Genomic DNA, 20,672 nt, shown 5'->3' with positions numbered 1-20,672 from the left:
ATACGCCGCATTCGCGAGCAAGCCCGCTCCCACATTGGTATTGTGGTGTTTGCTTAACCGCCGTCAGCCAGGAGGAATCATGTCTACCGCCGTTCGCCTCGCCCAAACCGCCGATGCCGTGGGCATCAGCCAGGTCGTCCTGGCGGCCTTGCACAGCAGCAATGCGCGGGATTACCCGGCCGATGTGATTGCCCGGGTGGCGGGCAACTTCAGTCCCGAGGCGGTGCTGGCGCTGCTCGAACGCCGCGTCGTGCTGGTGGCCACTCAGGATCAGACAATCGTCGCCACGGCGGCCCTCGATGGCAATGTGGTGCGTTCGGTGTTCGTCAACCCGGCGCTGCAAGGGCAGGGCATTGGCCGGCTGCTGATGATCGAAATCGAACTGCGGGCCCGTGAAGCTGGCGTAACGGTATTGAGTGTGCCGTCCTCGCTGACGGCCGAGCCGTTCTATACCCGGCTGGGGTTTCACACGGTACGCAACGTTTACCACGGCAATGAGCGCACGCTGGTGATGGAAAAGGCGCTGTCGTCGCGCCACCCCATCGGGCCGTATCGCGACCGTCAGCATCGCGCACAGGTGGCGGCGTTGTGGCGGGAAGCCTTTGGCTACGACACCGCGCATAACCTGCCAACCCTGGCCATCGATAAAAAGCTGGCGGTCAACGACGGTTTGTTCTTCGTGGCGACGGATAAAAAAATCGTGATCGGCACGATTCTCGCCGGGTATGACGGTCATCGCGGCTGGTTGTATTCGGTGGCGGTGCTCGCGGACTATCGTCGGCACGGCCTGGGCTCTTCACTGGTGCGCCATGCGGAACAGGCGTTGACTGCGCTGGGTTGCATGAAGATCAACCTGCAGATCAGCGGCGGCAATGAGGCCGTGGTGGGGTTCTATGAGGCGCTGGGGTATGGCGTGGAGCCGAGGACCAGCATGGGCAAGAAGATTGCCGAGAATATTCCGCCGCCCTCCTGAGAGCGCTGCAACCAAATGTGGGAGGGGGCTTGCTCCCGATGGCGGTGTGTCAGTCCATACAGGTGCTGACTGACCCATTGCCATCGGGAGCAAGCCCCCTCCCACAGTGTTTTGCGGTGTTGCCGGATCAGACCTTGACGATCCAGCCCGCCGGCGCTTCAACATCGCCAGTCTGCACGCCGGTCAGCTCTTTGTAGAGCTTCTGGGTGACCGGGCCCACTTCGGTTTCGCTGTGGAACACATGCATCTTGCCGTTGTACTGGATGCCGCCAATCGGCGAAATCACCGCAGCAGTGCCGCAGGCGCCGGCTTCCTTGAACTGGTCCAGCTTGTCGATGAACACGTCGCCCTCGACCACGGTGAGGCCCAGGCGGGTCTCGGCCAGTTCGATCAGCGACAGGCGGGTGATGCCCGGCAGCACCGACGGCGACTTCGGCGTGATGAACTGGTTGTCGTGGGTGATCCCGAAGAAGTTGGCCGAGCCGACTTCCTCGATTTTCGAGTGGGTCATCGGGTCGAGGTAGATCGCATCGGCGAAACCGGACTTCTTGGCTTCGGAACCCGGCATCAGGCTGGCGGCGTAGTTACCACCGACCTTGGCGGCACCGGTGCCTTGTGGCGCAGCGCGGTCGAAGGTGGAGATCTGGAAGTTGTGGGGCACCAGGCCGCCCTTGAAGTAGGCACCAACCGGGATGGCGAAAACCGAGAAGATGAACTCCGGCGCCGTACGTACGCCGATGTTGTCACCGGTGCCGATCACGAACGGGCGCAGGTACAGCGCGCCGCCGCTGCCGTACGGCGGGATGAACCGCTCGTTGGCCTTGACCACTTGTTTGCAGGCGTCGATGAAGTCTTCGGTGGACACCTGCGGCATCAGCAGGCGCGCACAGCTGCGTTGCATGCGCGCAGCGTTCTGGTCCGGGCGGAACAGGTTGACCGAGCCGTCCTTGCAGCGGTAGGCCTTGAGGCCTTCAAAGCACTGTTGACCATAGTGCAGGGCGGTGGAACCCTCGCTGATGTGCAGCACGTTGTCGTCGGTCAGGGTGCCTTCCTGCCATTCGCCGTTTTTCCAGACCTGGAGAAAACGTTTGTCGGTCTTGATGTAGTCAAAACCCAGCTTGTCCCAATTGATGCTTTCGTTACCCATGACACCCTCTATCTCTGGTCAAGTCGGTTTTTTCTGGATGGTGGCAACAATACTGCATTCTTGGCCGGTGTGGGAGCCACAGGGTGGACAGCTCCAGCCTCTGTATCGCCATCGCAGGCAAGCCAGCTTCCACATTGGAATGCATTACCCCGGTGGGCGCTGGCTTGCCTGCGATGGCTTCGCTCCGGTTTTACAGGTGCAACGCGTGACCCAATGCCCTTAATGCCGCCTCCTGCATCGCTTCGCCGAGGGTCGGATGGGCGTGGATGGTGCCCGCCACATCTTCCAGGCGCGCGCCCATCTCCAGGCTCAGGCCAAACGCGGTGGACAGCTCCGACACACCCACTCCCACCGCCTGCCAGCCGACAATCAGGTGGTTGTCACGCCGCGCCACCACTCGCACGAAGCCACTTTTGGACCCCAGTGTCATCGCCCGCCCATTGGCCGCGAACGGGAAGCTTGCCACGATGCAATCCAGGCCTGCGGCCGTGGCGTGCTCCGGAGTCTTGCCGACCACCACCAGCTCCGGGTCGGTGAAGCACACTGCCGGAATCGCCGCCGGGTTGAATTCGCGGGCCTTGCCGCTGATCAGTTCGGCGACCATTTCGCCCTGGGCCATGGCACGGTGCGCCAGCATCGGCTCGCCGCTGAGGTCGCCGATGGCATACACATTGCGCATGCTGGTCTGGCAGCGGCTGTCGATGTTGATCGCCGCGCCGTTCATGTCCAGGTTCAGCGCTTCGAGGTTCCAGCCCCGGGTGTTGGGGGTGCGGCCCACGGCCACCAGCACCTGGTCGGTGTCCAGGGACAGGGTCTCGCCATTCGGATCACGCACCTGCAGGCGGTTGTCGGCAAAACCGGTCACGCTGTGCTGAAGGTACAGCGTCACGCCCAAGTGCTTGAGCGAATCGGCCACCGGCTGCGTCAGCTCGGCGTCGTACGCCGGCAAGATGCGATCCTGCGCCTCAACCACGCTCACGTCCGCCCCCAGCTTGCGATAGGCAATGCCCAGCTCCAGGCCGATATAACCGCCACCCACCACGATCAGGCGCTTGGGCACCCGTTGCGGCGACAGCGCTTCGGTGGACGAAATGATCGGTCCGCCGATGGGCAGCATCGGCAGGTTGACGCTTTTCGAACCGGTGGCCAGTAGCAGGTGCTCGCACTGGATGCGCTGGTCGCCGACCTCGACGGTCTTGCCGTCCACCACCCTGGCCCAGCCGTGGATCACCTGCACCTTGTGCTTCTTCAGCAGCGCGGCGACACCGCTGGTCAGGCGGTCGACGATGGCGTCTTTCCATTCCACGCTTTTCTGAATGTTCAGGGTTGGCGCGGCCACTTCGATGCCCAGCACTGACCCCTGGCTGTGATGCTCGGTCTGCTGAAACTGCTCGGCCACGTGGATCAGTGCCTTGGACGGAATACAGCCGATGTTCAGGCAGGTGCCGCCCAGGGCCTGGCCTTCCACCAGGATGGTCGGGATGCCCAGCTGGCCTGCGCGAATCGCCGCCACATAGCCGCCGGGGCCGCCGCCGATGATCAGCAGCGTGGTGTGTAATGTCTGGGTCATGCCCTTACTCCAGGAACAGGCTGGCGGGTTGTTCGAGCAGGCCGCGAATGGCCTGGATGAATTGCGCCGCGTCCATGCCATCGACCACGCGGTGATCGAAGGAGCTGGAGAGGTTCATCATCTTGCGCACCACGATCTGGCCCTTGACCACCATCGGCCGCTCAACGATGCGGTTGACGCCGACAATGGCCACTTCCGGCAGGTTCAGCACCGGCGTGCTGACGATGCCGCCCAGCGCGCCGAGGCTGGTGAGGGTGATGGTCGAGCCGGACAGCTCCTCACGGCTGGCCTTGCCGTTGCGCGCAGCGGCGGCCAATCGCGCGATTTCCTCCGCACTGCCCCACAGGCTGCGCGCCTCGGCGTGACGCACCACCGGCACCATCAGGCCAACATCGCTCTGGGTGGCGACGCCCACATGCACCGCGCCCAAGCGAGTAATCACCTGAGCCTCATCGTCGTAACGCGCGTTGATCTGCGGAAACTCCCGCAGCGCGACGACCATGGCCCGCACGATAAACGGCAACAGGGTCAGCTTGCCGCGGGTGGCGCCGTGCTTCTCGTTAAGGTGCACGCGCAACTCGTCCAGCGCCGTCACGTCGATTTCTTCCACATAGCTGAAATGCGCGGCGCGGCGGGTGGCGTCCTGCATGCGCTGGGCGATCTTGCGGCGCATGCCGATCACCGGGATCTGCTCTTCATCGTGGCGTTCGGTGTAAGGGTTCGACGCCATGGAAGCCTTCGCCGAACCCTGTTGCAGATACGCGTCGAGGTCTTCATGCAGGATTCGCCCGGCCGGGCCGGAACCCTGCACCAGGCGCAATTGAATGCCGGCATCCAGCGCATGCTTGCGCACGGCGGGGGAGGCCAGCGGGCGTTCGTCGCCTTCACGGGCCACCGGCGCTGCTGCGGGTTTCGCTTGCGTCACCGCCAGCGCTGGTTTGGCGGCGACCACCGGCGCGGCCTGCTCGGGCTCGCTTGCAGCCACGGCCGGCGCCTCTTTGGCATTGCCCGCGCCTTCCACTTCAATGCTGATCAGCACACTGCCCACGGCCATCACTTCACCCGGCTCGCCGCCGAGGGCAATCACCTTGCCGTGCACCGGCGAGGGAATGTCCACCATCGCCTTGTCGGTCATCACATCCGCCAGCACCTGGTCTTCGACGACCATGTCGCCGACCTTTACATGCCACACCGACAACTCAACTTCTGCGATGCCTTCGCCAATGTCCGGCATCTTGATAACGTGCGTGCCCATTCAGACCTCCATGACCCGTTTCAACGCCGCGCCCACGCGGGACGGCCCTGGGAAATACGCCCACTCCTGCGCGTGCGGGTAGGGCGTGTCCCACCCGGTGACGCGCTCGATTGGCGCTTCCAAGTGGTGGAAGCAGTGCTCCTGCACCAGCGCCACCAGCTCGGCGCCGAAGCCGCAGGTGCGCGTGGCTTCGTGCACCACCACGCAGCGGCCGGTCTTTTTCACCGACTTGACGATGGTGTCCAGGTCCAGCGGCCACAGGCTGCGCAGGTCGATGACTTCGGCGTCGATGCCGGTTTCTTCGGCGGCGACCTGCGACACGTACACGGTGGTGCCATAGGTCAGCACGGTCACGGCAGACCCCGGGCGCACGATGGCGGCCACGTCCAGCGGCACGGTGTAGTAACCATCCGGCACTTGCGCCTGCGGGTGTTTCGACCACGGCGTCACCGGGCGGTCGTGGTGGCCGTCGAACGGGCCGTTGTAGAGGCGCTTGGGCTCAAGGAAGATCACCGGGTCATCGTTTTCGATGGAGGCGATTAACAAGCCCTTGGCGTCGTACGGGTTGGACGGCATCACCGTGCGCAGCCCGCACACTTGAGTGAACACCGCTTCGATGCTCTGGCTGTGGGTTTGGCCGCCATAGATGCCGCCGCCGCAGGGCATGCGCATGGTCAGCGGTGCGGTGAACTGGCCAGCCGACCGGTAACGCAGGCGCGCCGCTTCGGAGATGATCTGGTCGGTGGCAGGGTAGACGTAGTCGGCGAACTGGATTTCGGCGACCGGGCGCAGGCCATACGCGCCCATGCCCACGGCCACGCCGACGATGCCGCTTTCGGAGATCGGTGCGTCGAACACCCGCGAGCTGCCGTACTTGGTCTGCAAGCCTTCGGTGCAGCGGAACACGCCGCCGAAGTAGCCGACGTCCTGGCCGAACACCACCACGTTGTCGTCGCGCTCAAGCATCACGTCCATGGCCGAGCGCAGCGCCTGGATCATGGTCATGGTGGTGGTGGTCATGGCGGTTTCCACTTCGATGCTGTTGTTGTGATCGTTCATGGTCAGATCCCCAACGCTTGACGCTGGCGCTTCAAGTGCTCCGGCATCTCTTTGTAGACGTCTTCGAACATGGTCGCGGCGCTTGGAATCTGGCCGCCGGCGAGGGTGCCGTACTGTTCGGCCTGTTTTTGCGCGGCGATCACGTCGGCTTCAAGTTCGGCGCTGACCGCCGCGTGTTCCTCTTCGGACCACTGGCCGATCCTGATCAGGTGCTGCTTGAGGCGCGCAATCGGGTCGCCGAGGGGAAAGTGGCTCCAGTCGTCGGCCGGGCGATATTTGGACGGGTCATCGGAGGTGGAGTGCGGGCCGGCGCGGTAGGTCACCCACTCGATCAGGGTTGGCCCAAGGTTACGGCGCGCGCGCTCGGCGGCCCAGGCAGACGCCGCATACACGGCGATGAAGTCGTTGCCGTCCACACGCAGGGAGGCGATGCCGCAACCCACGCCGCGTCCGGCGAAGGTGGTGGCTTCACCGCCGGCGATGGCCTGGAAGGTGGAGATGGCCCACTGGTTGTTGACCACGTTGAGAATCACCGGCGCGCGGTACACGTGGGCAAAGGTGAGGGCGGTGTGGAAGTCCGATTCGGCAGTGGCGCCGTCGCCGATCCAGGCCGAGGCGATCTTGGTATCGCCCTTGATCGCCGAGGCCATGCCCCAGCCCACGCCTTGCACGAATTGAGTGGCGAGGTTGCCGGAAATAGTGAAGAAGCCGGCATCCCTGACCGAGTACATGATCGGCAACTGACGGCCCTTGAGCGGGTCGCGCTCGTTGGACAGCAGTTGGCAGATCAGATCCACCAGCGGCACATCGCGGGCCATCAGGATGCTTTGCTGGCGGTAGGTGGGGAAGCACATGTCGTCGATGTTCAAGGCCAGGGCCTGGGCGCTGCCGATGGCTTCTTCGCCAAGGCTCTGCATGTAGAACGACATTTTTTTCTGGCGCTGGGCGACCACCATGCGGTTGTCGAAGATGCGCGTCTTGAGCATGGCGCGCATGCCCGCGCGCAGGATGTCGACGGGGATGCCTTCGGCCCATGGGCCCAGAGCCTGGCCCTGGTCGTCGAGCACGCGGATCAGGCCCTTGGCCAGGTCGGCGGTGTCGGCGGGTTCTACGTCGATGGCGGGTTTGCGCACCAGGCCGGCGTCGGTCAGGCGCAGGTAGGTGAAGTCGGTCTTGCAACCTGGTCGCCCCGAGGGTTCGGGAACGTGCAGGCGCAGCGGTGCATACGGCTGATTCATGGCTTTCTACGCTCGATCTTGTGAATTTCTTGTAGTGGGCGCGCTAGCTGACAGTCAGTCTTCGGGTAGAAGAAATCCTGTCCTACAACAATCATAGGCGGGGCGTAGAAGAATATTTATCTGTGTTTCGTTGCGCTGCCGATCATTTGCGGATAAAAAAACTGCATAAACATAATAAACAGGTGATTTTGTCTCATGCGCAAACTGGACCGTACGGATATCGGCATTCTCAACGCACTGCAGGAGAACGCCCGCATCACCAACGCCGACCTGGCCCGCTCGGTCAACCTGTCGCCCACGCCGTGCTTCAATCGGGTGAAGGCCATGGAAGAGCAGGGGTTGATCCGCGAGCAGGTGACGCTGCTGGATGCCGATCTGCTGGGGCTGCATGTGAATGTGTTCATTCACGTGAGCCTGGAGAAGCAGAACGAGCTGGCCCTGCAGCAGTTTGAAGGGGCGATTTCGGACCGGCCGGAAGTGATGGAGTGCTACCTGATGGCCGGCGACCCGGATTACTTGATCCGGGTGCTGGTGCCGACGATTCAGGCGCTGGAGCGGTTCATGATGGACTTTCTGACCAAAGTGCCGGGGGTGGCCAATATCCGGTCGAGTTTTGCGTTAAAGCAGGTGCGCTACAAGACGGCGTTACCACTGCCGGCCAACGGCATCAGCCTCGGTTCCTGACCCAACACTGAACAATGTCGGTGGGGGCTTGAATCGCATGTCAAAGTTTGTTGATGGGGATCTTGAGATAGGTCACGCCATTCTCTTCCGCTGGCGGCATATTTCCCGCCCGCACATTCACCTGGATCGCCGGCAGCAACAATGTTGGCATCCCCAACCCGGCGTCGCGGGTGGTGCGCATCGCTACAAACGTCGCCTCATCCACACCGTCATGCACATGGATGTTGCCCGCGCGCTGCTCGGACACGGTGGTCAGGCACCTGGCTTCGCGGCCCTCTGGCGGATAGTCATGGCACACATACAGCTGGGTGTGCGGCGGGAACGCCAGCAGCTTACGCATGGAGGCGTACAACTGCCGTGCATCGCCGCCAGGGAAGTCGCAGCGGGCGGTGCCGACGTCGGGCATGAACAGGGTGTCGCCCACCAGGATCAGGCGGTCGTCGATCAGGTAGGCCATGTCGGCCGGCGTATGCCCCGGCACATGCAGCGCCTGGGCCTTCAAGCCGCCGATATGAAAGATTTCGTCCGGCGCGAACAGATGGTCGAACTGCGAGCCATCGGCGCGGAACTCCGGCTCCAGGTTGAACAGGTTCTTGAACACGCCCTGCACCTTGCTGATCGACTGGCCGATCGCGATCTTGCCGCCCATGATGCGGCGCAGGTACGGTGCGGCGGAGAGGTGATCGGCATGGGCATGGGTTTCCAGCAGCCACTGCACCTGCAGGCGATGCGCCCGCACGAAGGCAATCACCATGTCGGCCTGTGCGGTATCGGTGCGCCCGGACGCCGGGTCGTAGTTGAGCACTGAATCGACAATGGCGCAGGGGCCACCCTCGGCTTCATAGACGATGTAGGTGTAGGTCGACGATGCCTCGTCCAGAAAGGCTTGAATCAACGCTGGCATGGCGGCTATCCCCGATGAAGAAAAAAGTGGTTACAATCAGTTTACGTTTAAACATAATGTTTTGAGCTTAAGTGAGATAAAGGAGCCGAGGCAAATGGAATCTACGTTGAGCGAGGGCGAAGTCGCCCAATTGCGTGCATCGGCGTCCAAGGCCTGTTCCTTGCTCAAGGCGTTGGCCAATGAGGACCGCCTGTTGATCCTCTGCCAGTTGACCCTGGGCGAACGCAACGTCGGCGAGCTGGAAGCCCAGACGGGCGTGCGCCAGCCGACGCTGTCACAACAGTTGGGCATTTTGCGGGACGAAGGGTTGGTCGCCACCCGTCGGGAAGGTAAATACATCTTCTACGGGCTGGCCAGCCACGAAGTGATCCAAGTGATGAAGACCCTGTCCGGCCTGTACTGCGGCGCGGTCATAAAAAGCTGGGCGTGACGCCATCCGGCAGCGACCCTTGTGTGCATTGACTCAAAAAGGCAGTAGACAATGACCGAACAACACTGGGGACCCACCATCAGTGGCGATATCGTCGTCATCGGCGGCGGCTCGGCAGGCATCGGCCTGCTGGCCAGCCTGCTCAAGCGCGACCCGCAACTGAACATCATCCTGATCGAACCCAACGACTTTCATTGCTATCAGCCCGCCTGGACCCTGGTGGGCGGCGGCGCCTATGACCTGCAAAAGACCCGCCGCCCGCTGGCCGACGTACTGCCCAACGGGGTCACCTGGATCCAGGCCGCCGCCAGCGAGTTATTGCCTGACGAGCAGACCCTGGTGCTCGACAGCGGCCAGCGCGTCACCTGGAACAACCTGATCGTCTGCCCCGGCCTGCGCCTGGCGTGGGAGAAAGTCGAAGGCCTGCAGGATACCCTCGGTCGCCACGGCGTCACCTCCAACTACAGTTACGAACACGCAGCCTACACTTGGCAACTGGTGCAGCAGCTCAAGGGTGGCAAGGCGCTCTTCACCCAGCCGGCCATGCCGATCAAATGCGCCGGTGCGCCGCAGAAAGCCATGTACCTGTCCTGCGACCACTGGCTCAAGCAGGGCAGCCTGAAAAACATCGACGTCGAATTCAACCTGGCCGGTGCCGCGCTGTTCGGCGTGGCGACCTTTGTGCCACCGTTGATGAAGTACGTGGAAAAGTACAACGCGCGGCTGGCCTTCAACTCCAACCTGATCAAGGTCGATGGCCCGGCACGCAAGGCCTGGTTCGAGGTGAAGGGGGCCGACGGCAACGTCAGCGTTGCGGAAAAGTCCTTCGACCTGTTGCACGTGGTGCCGCCGCAAGTCTCCCCGGATTTCATCCGCCAAAGCGCGCTGGCCGACGCGGTCGGCTGGTGTGACGTGAACCCTCACAGCCTGCAGCATGTGCGCTACCCACACATCTTCGGCCTGGGCGATGTGTGCGGCACCAGCAATGCCAAGACCGCCGCAGCGGTGCGCAAGCAGATCGTGGTGGTCGCCGAAAACCTGCTGGCCCTGCGCAAACAGGCGCCGTTGCCGCTCAAGTACGACGGCTATGGCTCCTGCCCCTTGACGGTGGAGAAGGGCAAGGTGGTGCTGGCCGAATTCGGCTACGGCGGCAAGCTGCTGCCGACCTTTCCCCTCGACCCGACCCGGGCACGGCGTTCGATGTGGTTCCTCAAGGCCACGCTGCTGCCGTGGTTCTACTGGAACGGCATGCTCAAGGGGCGCGAGTGGCTGACCCGCCTGAGCAAGGTGGACTGAATGCTGCTGGCGAGTGTTCTTGGGGTATTGATGGGCCTGGTCATGGGCCTGACCGGCGCGGGCGGCGGCATTCTCGGGGTGCCGGCGCTGGTGTTGGGACTGGGGTTGACGATGACCCAGGCCGCGCCGGTGTCGTTGCTTGCCGTGGGCGCGGCGGCAGCGGTCGGGGCGATTGACGGCCTGCGCCACGGACTGGTGCGTTATCGCGCGGCGCTGTTGATCGCCTTGCTCGGTGCGCTGTTTTCACCGTTGGGCGTGTTTGTCGCTCATCAGCTCTCGGAAACGGTGCTGATGGGGCTGTTCAGCGCGCTGATGGTGCTGGTGGCCTGGCGCATGCTGCAGCGCGAAAAGATCGAGCCCGGGCCTAGCGACCATGGTGCCGCGCTGTGGGGGCAGAAGAACTGCATGCTCAATCAGCAGACCGGGCGCCTGGCCTGGACCGCCAAGTGCAGCGCCACCCTGGCTGCATTGGGTGCCGTTACCGGTGCTGTATCGGGCTTGTTGGGCGTGGGCGGCGGCTTCCTGATCGTGCCGGCGTTCAAGCAACTGACCGATGTGCAAATGCGCGGGATCGTTGCGACTTCGCTGATGGTTGTCAGCCTGCTTTCGCTGATCGGCGTGGTGGGGGCGTTTCATGCGGGGGTGAGCATCGAGCCGGTGGGCTGGGCGTTTATCGGATCGAGTGTCGTCGGCATGTTGGTTGGGCGGCGGCTGGGGTCGGTGATCGCGGCGCGCACGTTGCAGGTGGGGTTTGCCAGTTTGTGCGTATTGGTTGCGGTTGGGATGTTGTTGAAGGCTTTGGTTTAGGGGGGGACATATCCATTATTGGGGTAACGGCTGATTAGGGTTCCGCCCTTACGGCGGGTCGGCGTCCTGCCGGGTTACCCACGCTCCAAAGCCTGCGTTCGGCCAGCGTGTTTGACGGGGCGCCTCAGATCAAAAGCAAAAGCGCGGCGGCCTTAGAGCCGACCGGAATTCTCTGCCGAACACTGTACAAACTGTGGGAGGGGGCTTGCTCCCGATAGCAGTGGGTCAGTCAACTTATGTGTAGCTGACCCACTGCTATCGGGAGCAAGCCCCCTCCCACATGTAATCTCCATTGGTCTAATGGCTATCACGCTGCTTTTGATCTGCTTTGCTTTGGCTTTTGATCGTGATCTCAGGCGCCCCGTCAACCATGTGTCCGGTCCATACAGCGCTCTTCAAAAAGTGACCCGCCGTAAGGGCGGAACCCTAAGCCGCCGTTACTCAAATAACAGATATGTACACCACAAACCCCCAACAGCTACCCCCCTCATTTGCCCAACCACCGCTGGCAAGATGAACTCCACTCGCGTTTACTGTCTCTGAGCATGGATTTCACCGACTTCCCCGTCGGCTCACCAAGGTCACCGAATGGACAACTACACCCCCCACCCCTGGCAGCCTCACGAGCGACCGACCTTGCCCGGCTCGCCGTCGACGCCGCTGCATCCCACCCACAAGCGCTGGCTGTTCGCGCTGGTCGGTGCGCTGGTGGCGATCACCGGGGGGCTGGGTAACGCGCTGGTCATCGCCAACCTGCAATACCTGCAAGGCGCGCTGGGGGCGACCACCGCAGAGATGGCCTGGCTGCCCGCCGCCTATGTGATGACCAACGTGTGCATGAACCTGTTGCTGGTGAAGTTTCGCCAGCAGTTCGGCCTGCGTGCGTTCACCGAGGTGTTTCTGTTGCTGTACGTGCTGGTGACCTTCGGCCATTTATTCGTGAACGACCTCAGCTCGGCCATCGCCGTGCGGGCGGCCCATGGCATGGTGGGGGCGGCGCTGAGTTCGTTGGGCTTGTACTACATGATCCAGGCCTTCCCGGCCAAGTGGCGCTTGCGCTCGCTGGTGCTCGGGCTGGGCACCGCGCAGCTGGCCTTGCCGTTGGCGCGGTTGTTCTCCGAAGACTTGCTGCAGATTGCCGAGTGGCGCGGCTTGTACCTGTTTGAGCTGGGGCTGGCGCTGATCTGCCTGGGTTGTGTGTTCCTGCTCAAATTGCCGCCCGGCGACCGCTTCAAGACCTTTGAAAAACTTGATTTTCTCACCTTCGCCATCCTCGCCACTGGCGTGGCTTTGCTCTGCGCGGTGCTGTCCCTGGGGCGTATCGACTGGTGGCTGGAGGCGCCGTGGATCGGTGTGGCGTCGGCCTGTTCCCTGGTGCTGATCATGGCGGGCCTTGCCATCGAGCATAACCGCGCCAACCCGCTGCTGATGACGCGCTGGCTCGGCAGCGGGGTGATGATCCGCCTGGCGCTGGCGGTGATCCTGATTCGCATGGTGCTGTCGGAGCAGTCCACCGGCGCGGTGGGTTTCATGCAGATGCTCAACATGAGCTACGAGCAGATGCACACGCTGTACGTGGTGATGCTGGCCGGGGCGCTAGCGGGGCTGGTGGTCAGTGCGTTGACGATCAACCCGGCGCACCTGCTGATGCCGCTGGTGATCTCCCTGGCGCTGATGGCAACCGGCTCGGTCATGGACAGTTTTTCCAGTAACCTCACCCGGCCGCAGAACCTGTATGTCAGCCAGTTCCTGCTGGGCTTCGGCGGCACGTTTTTCCTCGGGCCGACCATGGTGCTCGGCACCAAAAACGTGTTGGCCAACCCGCGCAACCTGGTGAGCTTCTCGGTGATGTTCGGCATTTGCCAGAACCTCGGCGGCCTGATTGGCGCGGCGTTGCTCGGCACCTTCCAGATCGTGCGCGAGAAGTATCATTCCAGCATGATCGTCGAACACCTGACCCTGCTCGACCCGCGCGTGGCGGCGCGGGTGCAGAGTGGCGGGGCGGCCTATGGCGGGGTGATCGCCGATCCGCAGCTGCGCAACCTGCAGGGCATTCGCAGCCTCGCCACGGCGGCGACCCGTGAGGCGAATGTGATGGCCTACAACGATGTCTTCATGCTGATCGCGATCATCGCGATCCTCACCATGAGCTGGATCTTCATTCGCAGCCTGTGGCTGATGAGCACCACCCAGGCAGCTCCTCCCGTTCAACCCAGCGGCGCACCTTCATGACCGAATCGACCACCACAACCACCAATGCCATCGCTGCCACGCCGGAAGGCAGTACGCCGCCGGGCGCCACGGCGACCGAGCCGCGCTCCTTGCGGGTGCGCATCATCTCTTCTCTGGGCTTTGCCGCGATTGCCATCGTCGGCGTGCTGATCGTGCTCTACGCCTGGCAGTTGCCACCGTTCAGCAGTGCGGTGGAAACCACCGAGAACGCCCTGGTGCGCGGCCAGGTGACGATCATCGGCCCGCAGCTCAGCGGCTATGTGTTCGAGGTGCCGGTGCAGGACTTCCAGTACGTCAAGGCCGGCGACCTGCTGGTGCGCCTGGACGACCGCATCTACCAGCAGCGCCTCGATCAGGCGCTGGCGCAACGGGCGGTGCAGAAGGCGGCGTTGGCCAACGTGGTGCAGCAGCGCAACAGCGCGCAAGCCACCATCAAGCTGCGCCAGGCCGCGCTGGTGGACAGCCAGGCCCAGGCGCGCAAAAGCAGCGCCGACCTGCGCCGTAATGAAGAGCTGATCAGCGACGGCTCGGTGTCCAGGCGCGAACTGGACGTGGCCCGCGCCGCCCAGGCGCAAACCGTTGCGGCGGTGGCCCAGGCCCAGGCCAACCTGGAGATCGCGCGGCAGGACCTGCAGACGGTGATCGTCAATCGCGGTTCGCTGGAAGCGGCGGTGGCGAGCGCCGATGCCGCAGTGGCGCTGGCGCGCATCGACCTGGCCAACACGCGCATCACCGCGCCCCGCGACGGCCAGTTGGGGCAGATCGGTGTGCGCCTGGGCGCCTACGTCAATTCCGGCGCGCAGTTGATGGCGCTGGTGCCCAATCAGCTGTGGGTGATCGCCAATATGAAAGAAACCCAGATGGCCGACGTGCAGGTCGGCCAGCCGGTGACCTTCACCGTGGATGCGCTGAACCACCGCAGGTTTCATGGCACGGTGCAGCATATTTCGCCGGCGACGGGCTCGGAGTTCAGCCTGTTGCAGGCGGACAACGCCACTGGCAACTTTGTGAAGATCGCCCAGCGGGTGCCGGTGAGGATCACCGTGGACCCGGGGCAGGCAGAGAGTGAGCGGCTGCGGCCGGGGTTGTCGGTGGTGGTCAGTATCGACACCGCCGGCCGCCTGAAAAACAGCCCGCCCTGATACACCGCTATCGCAGGCAAGCCAGCTCCCACATTTGATCGCGTTCACATTCCCCATTCCGGTCGGCTCTCAGGCCGCCGCGCTTTTGCTTTTGATCTTAGGCGCCCCGTCAAATACGCTCCAAAGCCTGCGTTCGGGCACACCGAGCCCAGGCGAGGTGCCGAGTGTTGGGGCAAGCCCCGCGTTGGGGCGCGAAGCGCCCCCAATCAAAGAAAACGCGGTGTACCTGACACTACGCAAAACATGGTTTTGGGGCTGCTGCGCAGCCCAACGCGGGGCAAGCCCGCTCGCCACAGAGGCCCAGTTTTCTGCGCGACAGCGCTAAGTCGAAGACTTGGCGGAGCCTCCCACAGATTTTTTTGGTGTTACAGGGGCGTGTATTTCAAGGTGAAATCGAGGTGGGTTGACTGGTGTTGTTCCAGCAGCTTCAAGCCGGGTCGGCCGGGCAGGTGGTGGGCATTCACCGGATGGCTCACCGGCTCGATGCAAAAGAACTCAAGCCCCGCAGGGCAGTACAGCAGGAAGTAATCGGCCCCGGTGGCCTGGCATTCCAGCGCATAGCCCAGTTCCGGCTGTTCGATCCGGCAGTGCCCGTCCCACTGGCAAAAACCGTTATCCACCGGCTCCTCCGGCAGGCTCTTGAGTTGGCGAAAGTCCCACGCTTCGGGTATCTGCGCCAACGCCGTGGGTAATTTGGACGCATCGCTCATCCACACCTGCGACGCCTTGGCCTGCAACCGCGTGCCCGGCCTGCGGGGCAGGTAGGGGTGCAATCCCAACCCGTGCCAGGCCGGCTGTGCAGCCAAATGGGTCACCCGCAGCGCAATACTCAGTTCACCGTCACTCAAGCGAAACCGCTGCTCGGCGCGATAAGCGAACGGCGTCTCACAGACCACCGCCAGCACCACATCATCCGCTGTCCGGCTCACCACCTGCCAGGCCTGTTGCCACGCCGAGCCATGAATCGGCAGGGGATCGGTGAGGCTGTTGGGCGTCAACGCCAGCCAGCCCTCAGGGTTGGCAAAACCGCCCTCGGCCACCCGGTTCGACCAGGGCGCCAATGGATAGCACCCCAGCTTGCCCGGCAACCCGGTAGTGATCGCGTGCTCATCGCTGTGTCGCAACAGCGGCTGCCCGGTGGCGCGCACCGTCCAGTTGACGAGGCTGCCACCCACTGCCGGGGACAGGGTGAGGCGGGTCAGCCGATCTTCAAGTTCAATCATTACAGCACCACGCTTGGCAGCCACAGCGACAGCGCCGGGATGTAGGTCACCGCCATCAGCACCAGAAACAGCACCGCGTAGAACGGCAGCAGCGCCTTCACGGTTTTCTCGATGGTGGTCTTGCCCACCGCCGCGCCGACAAACAGCACCGCGCCCACCGGCGGGGTGATCAGGCCGATGCCGAGGTTCACCAGCATGATCATGCCGAAATGCACCGGGTCGACACCGATGCCGACGATCACCGGCAGCAGGATCGGCGTGAGGATGAGGATCAGCGGCGCCATGTCCATCACCGTGCCCAGCAACAGCAGCATGGCGTTGATGCACATCAGGATCACGTAGCGGTTGTCCGACAGGGTCAGGAACATCGTGGTGATCTTCGCCGGGATCTGCATCAGCGTCATGATGTAGCCGAAGCTGGCGGCGAAGGCGATCAGGATCATCACAATGGAAATGGTGCGCACCGTGCGGTGCATCAGCTTGGGCAGCTCGCGCCATTTGTAGTCGCGGTAGATGAACATGGTCACGAAGAACGCCCACAGCACCGCAATCGCCGCCGACTCGGTGGCGGTGAAAATGCCCGAGAGGATGCCGCCGAGGATGATCACCATGGCCATCAGGCCCCAAAGCGCGTCGGCGGCGATTTTCAGTGCCTGCTTCAGGGGGATGACGTCGCCTTTGGGGTAGTTGCGTTTTTTCGCGAAGATCAGGCACAGCACCATCAGGCATGCGCTCATCAGCAGCCCTGGCACCACGCCGGCCATGAACAGCGAGGCAATCGATACCGTGCCGCCGGCCGCCAGGGAGTAGAGCACCGAGTTGTGGCTGGGCGGGGTCAGCAGGGCCTGCACCGAACCGCTGACGGTGACCGCCGTTGCAAACTCCCGGGGGTAGCCACGGCGTTCCATTTCCGGGATCAGCACCGAGCCCACCGAGGCCGTGTCGGCCACCGACGAGCCGGAGATGGCGCCGAAAAACGTCGAGGCCATGATGTTGACCAGCGACAGGCCGCCGCGCACAAAACCCACCAGTACGCCGGCAAACGCCACCAGCCGTCGCGACATGCCGCCCTCGGCCATGATCGCCCCGGCGAGTACGAAGAATGGAATCGCCATCAGCGAAAACTTGTTCACCCCACCGGCCACCTGAATCATCAGGGCCTGGAACGGAATGTCGATCCACCATGCGCCGATCAACGCCGACAAGCCCAGGGCGTAGGCCACCGGCATACCGATCAGGATCAGGGCGATAAAGCTGCCGAGCAGAATCAATGCGTCCATATCAGGCAGCTCCTTCGCTTTCTTCCACCAGGTCAAAGCGCACCACGCGCCGTTGGCTCTGGTCGCCCAGCACGAGTTTTTCCAGCACGAACACCAGCGTCAGCAGCCCGCCGATCGGGATCGGCATATAGGTAATGCCCACGCGCAGGGTGGGAATGGCGCTCATGAACTGGTTCCAGGTGGACAGGCACAGCTTGCTGCCCCAAATAGTCATGAACAGGCAGATGGTCGCCATCAACAGTTGCGAGAGGAGGCCGACGATGCGGCGTTGGGTGGGCGGCAGGCGGTCGGTGACCATGGCCACCGACATGTGCGCGCCGGCGCGGTAGCTGGCGGCGGCGCCGACGAAGGTGAATACCAGCATCAGCAGGATCGCGGTGGGCTCCGGCCAGCTGGAGCCGGTGCCGAGGATGTAGCGGGCGAAGATGCCCCACGGAATGATCAGCGCCACCCCCAGCACCGAGAGGCCGGCGACCCAGATGCAGGTCATGTAGAGGCGGTCATTGAAGCGCAGCAGTAGATTCTTCATGGCGTTCACCGTGACCGGGCGCGTCGGTGCCGACCGCGCCGGGCCTTGTCAGGAAGGAGGGCGTTATTGAACCGCGTCGATGCGCTTGATCAGGTCAGCGTAGGGCGCGCCGTACTTGGCGCGCACTGCTGCGGTGGCGTCATAGAAGGGCTTTTTGTCGACGCTGATGAACTCCACCCCCGCAGCCTTTAGCCTGGTTTCGCTGCTGGCGGATTTGGCGTCCCACAACACACGCTCATCGGCCTGCGCGGCCTTGGCGGCTTTTTTCACCATGTCTTGCTGGGCGGGGGTGAGTTTGTTCCAGGTGATCTTCGACATCACGATGGGCTCGGGCAGGATCAGGTGTTCGGTGAGGGTGTAGAACTTGGCGTTCTGGAAGTGGTTGTGTTCAAGCAGGGTCGGCGGGTTGTTTTCCGCGCCGTCGATCACGCCGGTCTGCAGGGCGCTGAAGATCTCGCCGGTGTCCATGGCGATGCCGTTGGCGCCCATGGCATTGAAGGCGTCGATGAACAGTGGGTTGCCCTGCACGCGAATCTTCATGCCCTTGAGGTCTTCGATTTTGCGCACCGGCTTTTTGGTGTAGAGGTTGCGCGTGCCGCCGTCCATCCAGGCCAGGGCCACCAGGCCGAATTCGGAGTCGGTGATGGTGGCGAGGATCTCGTCGCCGATCTCGCCATCGATGACCTTGCGCATGTGCGCCTGGTCGCGGAACACGAACGGCAGGTTGAACACGTTCACCGCCGGCACCACCGGGCCGACGATGCCGAGGCTGACGCGGGTCATCTGCACGGCGCCGACCTGGGCCTGTTCGACCACTTCTTTCTCGGAGCCCAGTACGCCGCCGGGAAAGAACTTGAAGGTCAGTTCGCCGTTGCTCTCTTTGGTCAGCGCGGCGCCCATGTTCTTTTCGGCCACCACGGTGGGGTAGCCGTCGGGGTGGATATCGGCGAATTTGATTTCCAGCGCCTGAGCGGCGCTGCTGAGGGTGAACAGTGCGGCGACGAGCAACGTGCGTTTGAAGTCCATAGGGGTATCACTCCTGTCTTGTTATTTTTGTATTCAAGGCACAGCGATGCAGCTAGAGGATGAAGCGCGGTTCGGGCAGTCCCTTGACGCCGGGGTTGAGGGCGAACACGCCGCCGGACAGGGACTGGTCACTGTTGTCATCGCGAATCGAGGTGACGAACAACGTATCCAGACGGCTGCCGCCGAAGGCGCACATGGTGGGTTTTTTCACCGGTACGGTGAGTGACTGGTCGAGGCGACCGTCGGGGGTGAAACGGTGCACCAGGCCGGCGTCGTTGGCGCAGATCCAGTAGCAGCCGTCGGCATCCACCGCCGCGCCATCGGGGCGGCCGAGGAATTTATGCATGTCGACAAACACGCGGCGATTGCTCGGAGTGCCGCTGTCGGTGTCGTAGTCAAAGGCCCAGATCTGCTGCACCAGCGGGTGCGAGTCCGAGGCGTACATCGTGCGGCCATCGGGGCTGAAGGCCAGGCCGTTGAGGGTGATGAAACCGTTCAACTGGGCATGCGGCGCGGCGCCGCTGGCATAGCGATAGAGCGTGCCTTCGGCCGCGTTCAAGCCCATGTTCAGCACCATGCTGCCGGCCCAGAAACGGCCCTGGCGGTCGCAGCGGCCGTCATTGAGGCGCATGTCGTCGCGCGCGTGCTCGACGCCGGCCAGTGGCGTGGTGTCGAGGCTGCCATCGTTGTAAGGCGTGAGCTGGAAAAAGCCCGACTCCATGCCCGCCACCCAATTGCCCGCGGTGGTGCGGGCAATGCAGGCGAGCATCTGCGGGGCTGTCCACGCGGCGATGTGGCCGCTGCCGGCGCTCCAGCGCTGCAGGCCGCCGTTGGGGATATCCACCCAGTACAGAGCGTTTTCCTCGGGCACCCACACCGGGCATTCGCCCACGGCATTGCGGGCGTCGACAATCAATTCAGCGGTCATGGCCACTCACTCCCTGGGTTGGAGGCAGACTCAGTCACCGAACGGCCCGGCCGCGCAGAACGCGCCGCCCTGATACACCGCCGCCGGGTCATCGGCAGGCACGGGCGGTTGTTTTTCCACTTGGGCGCGGAACACTTCGGAGCTGTCCCTGGGAGCAAAGCCCAGGTGCGCGGCGTAGCGGTTGTCCCACCAGGTGTCGAGGTTGTTCGACATGCCGTACACCACGGTGTGGCCGACGTTTGGCGTGTAGAGCGCGCGTTCGAGCAGTTGGGTGAGGTCGTCGAAGCTGAGCCAGGTGTGCATCATCCGGCGGTTCTGCGGTTCGGGGAATGAGGAGCCGATACGGATGCTGACGGTCTCGATGCCGTAGCGGTCGAAGTAGAAACTGGCCATGTCTTCGCCGTAGGACTTGGACAGGCCGTAGTAGCTGTCCGGGCGGCGGGGTGAGTGGGCGTCGAGTGGCTCGCCCTGTTTGTAGAAGCCGATCACGTGGTTGGAGCTGGCGAAGATCACGCGCTTGACGCCATGGCGGCGTGCGGCTTCGTAGATATGGAAAATCCCGCTGATATTGGCGCCGAGTACTTCTTCGAACGGGCGCTCAACCGACACGCCGCCAAAATGCAGGATGGCGTCGACGCCTTCGACCAGGTGGTGCACGGCCTGTTTGTCGGCGAGATCGCACGGCTGCACTTCTTCGTGGGCGGCGGCGGGGGCCATGTCGGCGATGTCCGACAGGCGCAGCACCTGGGCGTAAGGGCGCATGCGCTCGCGCAGTACCTTGCCCAAGCCGCCGGCGGCGCCGGTGAGCAGCAGGCGGTTGAATGGAATGGCGGAGGAGGTGGTCATGGGCGTTCCATTTATTGTTGTAAGTTGTCGTATGACTTTGTCAAAGTATTGTTAGGGTTTCACCGGCTTGTCAACGTTCTTGCAGACAGAATGAAAGCACAGT

At 63.2% G+C, this 20,672-nt stretch carries 19 protein-coding genes; 7 read left to right on the top strand and 12 right to left on the bottom strand.

The window, feature by feature from the left end:
* Window positions 1-79: 79 nt before the first annotated feature.
* The gene (locus tag JOE32_RS08270) at window positions 80-973 is read left to right on the top strand and encodes a GNAT family acetyltransferase (protein ID WP_209983061.1); all 894 of its coding nucleotides are present in this window, start codon (window positions 80-82) and stop codon (window positions 971-973) included.
* 127 nt (window positions 974-1,100) lie between these two features.
* Here JOE32_RS08270 and JOE32_RS08265 read toward each other — a convergent pair whose 3' ends face one another.
* From JOE32_RS08265 to JOE32_RS08245, 5 genes are all read right to left on the bottom strand, one after another.
* Complete coding sequence (locus tag JOE32_RS08265; protein WP_209983059.1) at window positions 1,101-2,120, bottom strand: branched-chain amino acid aminotransferase; 1,020 nt, start codon at window positions 2,118-2,120, stop codon at window positions 1,101-1,103.
* Window positions 2,121-2,310: 190 nt separating this feature from the next.
* Window positions 2,311-3,690: a dihydrolipoyl dehydrogenase gene (lpdA, locus tag JOE32_RS08260; RefSeq protein ID WP_209983057.1), complete on the bottom strand. Its 1,380-nt coding sequence runs from the start codon at window positions 3,688-3,690 to the stop codon at window positions 2,311-2,313.
* 4 nt (window positions 3,691-3,694) lie between these two features.
* Window positions 3,695-4,945 (bottom strand): dihydrolipoamide acetyltransferase family protein, encoded by a 1,251-nt coding sequence (locus JOE32_RS08255; protein ID WP_209983055.1) that lies wholly within the window; start codon window positions 4,943-4,945, stop codon window positions 3,695-3,697.
* The gene (locus tag JOE32_RS08250; RefSeq protein ID WP_209983053.1) at window positions 4,946-6,004 is read right to left on the bottom strand and encodes an alpha-ketoacid dehydrogenase subunit beta; all 1,059 of its coding nucleotides are present in this window, start codon (window positions 6,002-6,004) and stop codon (window positions 4,946-4,948) included.
* Window positions 6,005-6,006: 2 nt separating this feature from the next.
* Entirely contained in the window at window positions 6,007-7,242 is a 1,236-nt protein-coding gene (locus JOE32_RS08245; RefSeq protein ID WP_209983051.1) for a 3-methyl-2-oxobutanoate dehydrogenase (2-methylpropanoyl-transferring) subunit alpha, read from the bottom strand.
* 195 nt (window positions 7,243-7,437) lie between these two features.
* On the opposite strand from JOE32_RS08245, the gene bkdR reads away from it, so the two are divergent.
* Window positions 7,438-7,926 carry a Bkd operon transcriptional regulator BkdR gene (bkdR, locus tag JOE32_RS08240; RefSeq protein WP_003234208.1) on the top strand — a complete coding sequence of 163 codons (489 nt, stop codon included), beginning with the start codon at window positions 7,438-7,440 and terminating at the stop codon, window positions 7,924-7,926.
* A gap of 40 nt (window positions 7,927-7,966) precedes the next feature.
* Here the strand turns inward: bkdR and JOE32_RS08235 are convergent, their stop codons facing one another.
* Window positions 7,967-8,830, bottom strand: a complete 864-nt coding sequence (locus JOE32_RS08235) for an MBL fold metallo-hydrolase (protein ID WP_209983049.1) — start codon at window positions 8,828-8,830, stop codon at window positions 7,967-7,969.
* Window positions 8,831-8,924: 94 nt separating this feature from the next.
* On the opposite strand from JOE32_RS08235, the gene JOE32_RS08230 reads away from it, so the two are divergent.
* The 5 genes from JOE32_RS08230 (at window position 8,925) to JOE32_RS08210 (ending at window position 14,737) form a co-directional block, all read left to right on the top strand.
* Window positions 8,925-9,260: a metalloregulator ArsR/SmtB family transcription factor gene (locus JOE32_RS08230; protein ID WP_057007617.1), complete on the top strand. Its 336-nt coding sequence runs from the start codon at window positions 8,925-8,927 to the stop codon at window positions 9,258-9,260.
* Window positions 9,261-9,311: 51 nt separating this feature from the next.
* Window positions 9,312-10,556 (top strand): FAD/NAD(P)-binding oxidoreductase, encoded by a 1,245-nt coding sequence (locus tag JOE32_RS08225; protein ID WP_209983047.1) that lies wholly within the window; start codon window positions 9,312-9,314, stop codon window positions 10,554-10,556.
* Window positions 10,557-11,363, top strand: a complete 807-nt coding sequence (locus JOE32_RS08220; protein ID WP_209983045.1) for a sulfite exporter TauE/SafE family protein — start codon at window positions 10,557-10,559, stop codon at window positions 11,361-11,363.
* A gap of 588 nt (window positions 11,364-11,951) precedes the next feature.
* Window positions 11,952-13,595 carry an MFS transporter gene (locus JOE32_RS08215; protein ID WP_209983043.1) on the top strand — a complete coding sequence of 548 codons (1,644 nt, stop codon included), beginning with the start codon at window positions 11,952-11,954 and terminating at the stop codon, window positions 13,593-13,595.
* Window positions 13,592-14,737, top strand: coding sequence for an HlyD family secretion protein (locus JOE32_RS08210; protein ID WP_209983041.1), 1,146 nt, complete (start codon window positions 13,592-13,594; stop codon window positions 14,735-14,737). Before JOE32_RS08215 ends, JOE32_RS08210 begins: the two co-directional genes overlap by 4 nt.
* A 365-nt stretch (window positions 14,738-15,102) precedes the next feature.
* On the opposite strand, the gene JOE32_RS08205 is transcribed toward JOE32_RS08210, so the two are convergent.
* The 6 genes from JOE32_RS08205 to JOE32_RS08180 form a co-directional block, all read right to left on the bottom strand.
* Window positions 15,103-15,960 carry an aldose 1-epimerase gene (locus tag JOE32_RS08205; RefSeq protein ID WP_209983039.1) on the bottom strand — a complete coding sequence of 286 codons (858 nt, stop codon included), beginning with the start codon at window positions 15,958-15,960 and terminating at the stop codon, window positions 15,103-15,105.
* Complete coding sequence (locus tag JOE32_RS08200; protein WP_209983037.1) at window positions 15,960-17,240, bottom strand: TRAP transporter large permease; 1,281 nt, start codon at window positions 17,238-17,240, stop codon at window positions 15,960-15,962. Before JOE32_RS08200 ends, JOE32_RS08205 begins: the two co-directional genes overlap by 1 nt.
* A 1-nt stretch (window position 17,241) precedes the next feature.
* Entirely contained in the window at window positions 17,242-17,769 is a 528-nt protein-coding gene (locus tag JOE32_RS08195) for a TRAP transporter small permease (RefSeq protein WP_209983035.1), read from the bottom strand.
* A 63-nt stretch (window positions 17,770-17,832) separates the two neighbouring features.
* Window positions 17,833-18,795, bottom strand: a complete 963-nt coding sequence (locus JOE32_RS08190; RefSeq protein WP_209983033.1) for a TRAP transporter substrate-binding protein — start codon at window positions 18,793-18,795, stop codon at window positions 17,833-17,835.
* Between the two features lie 52 nt (window positions 18,796-18,847).
* On the bottom strand, window positions 18,848-19,723 hold the full coding sequence (locus tag JOE32_RS08185) for an SMP-30/gluconolactonase/LRE family protein (RefSeq protein WP_209983031.1): 876 nt from the start codon (window positions 19,721-19,723) through the stop codon (window positions 18,848-18,850).
* A gap of 30 nt (window positions 19,724-19,753) precedes the next feature.
* Window positions 19,754-20,569, bottom strand: coding sequence for an NAD(P)-dependent oxidoreductase (locus JOE32_RS08180; RefSeq protein WP_209983029.1), 816 nt, complete (start codon window positions 20,567-20,569; stop codon window positions 19,754-19,756).
* Window positions 20,570-20,672 lie beyond the last annotated feature (103 nt).

Origin of the sequence: Pseudomonas sp. PvP025, assembly GCF_017832155.1 — a bacterium.
Classification (GTDB): Bacteria; Pseudomonadota; Gammaproteobacteria; order Pseudomonadales; family Pseudomonadaceae; genus Aquipseudomonas.
This window is presented reverse-complemented; position numbering and strand designations above follow the sequence as displayed.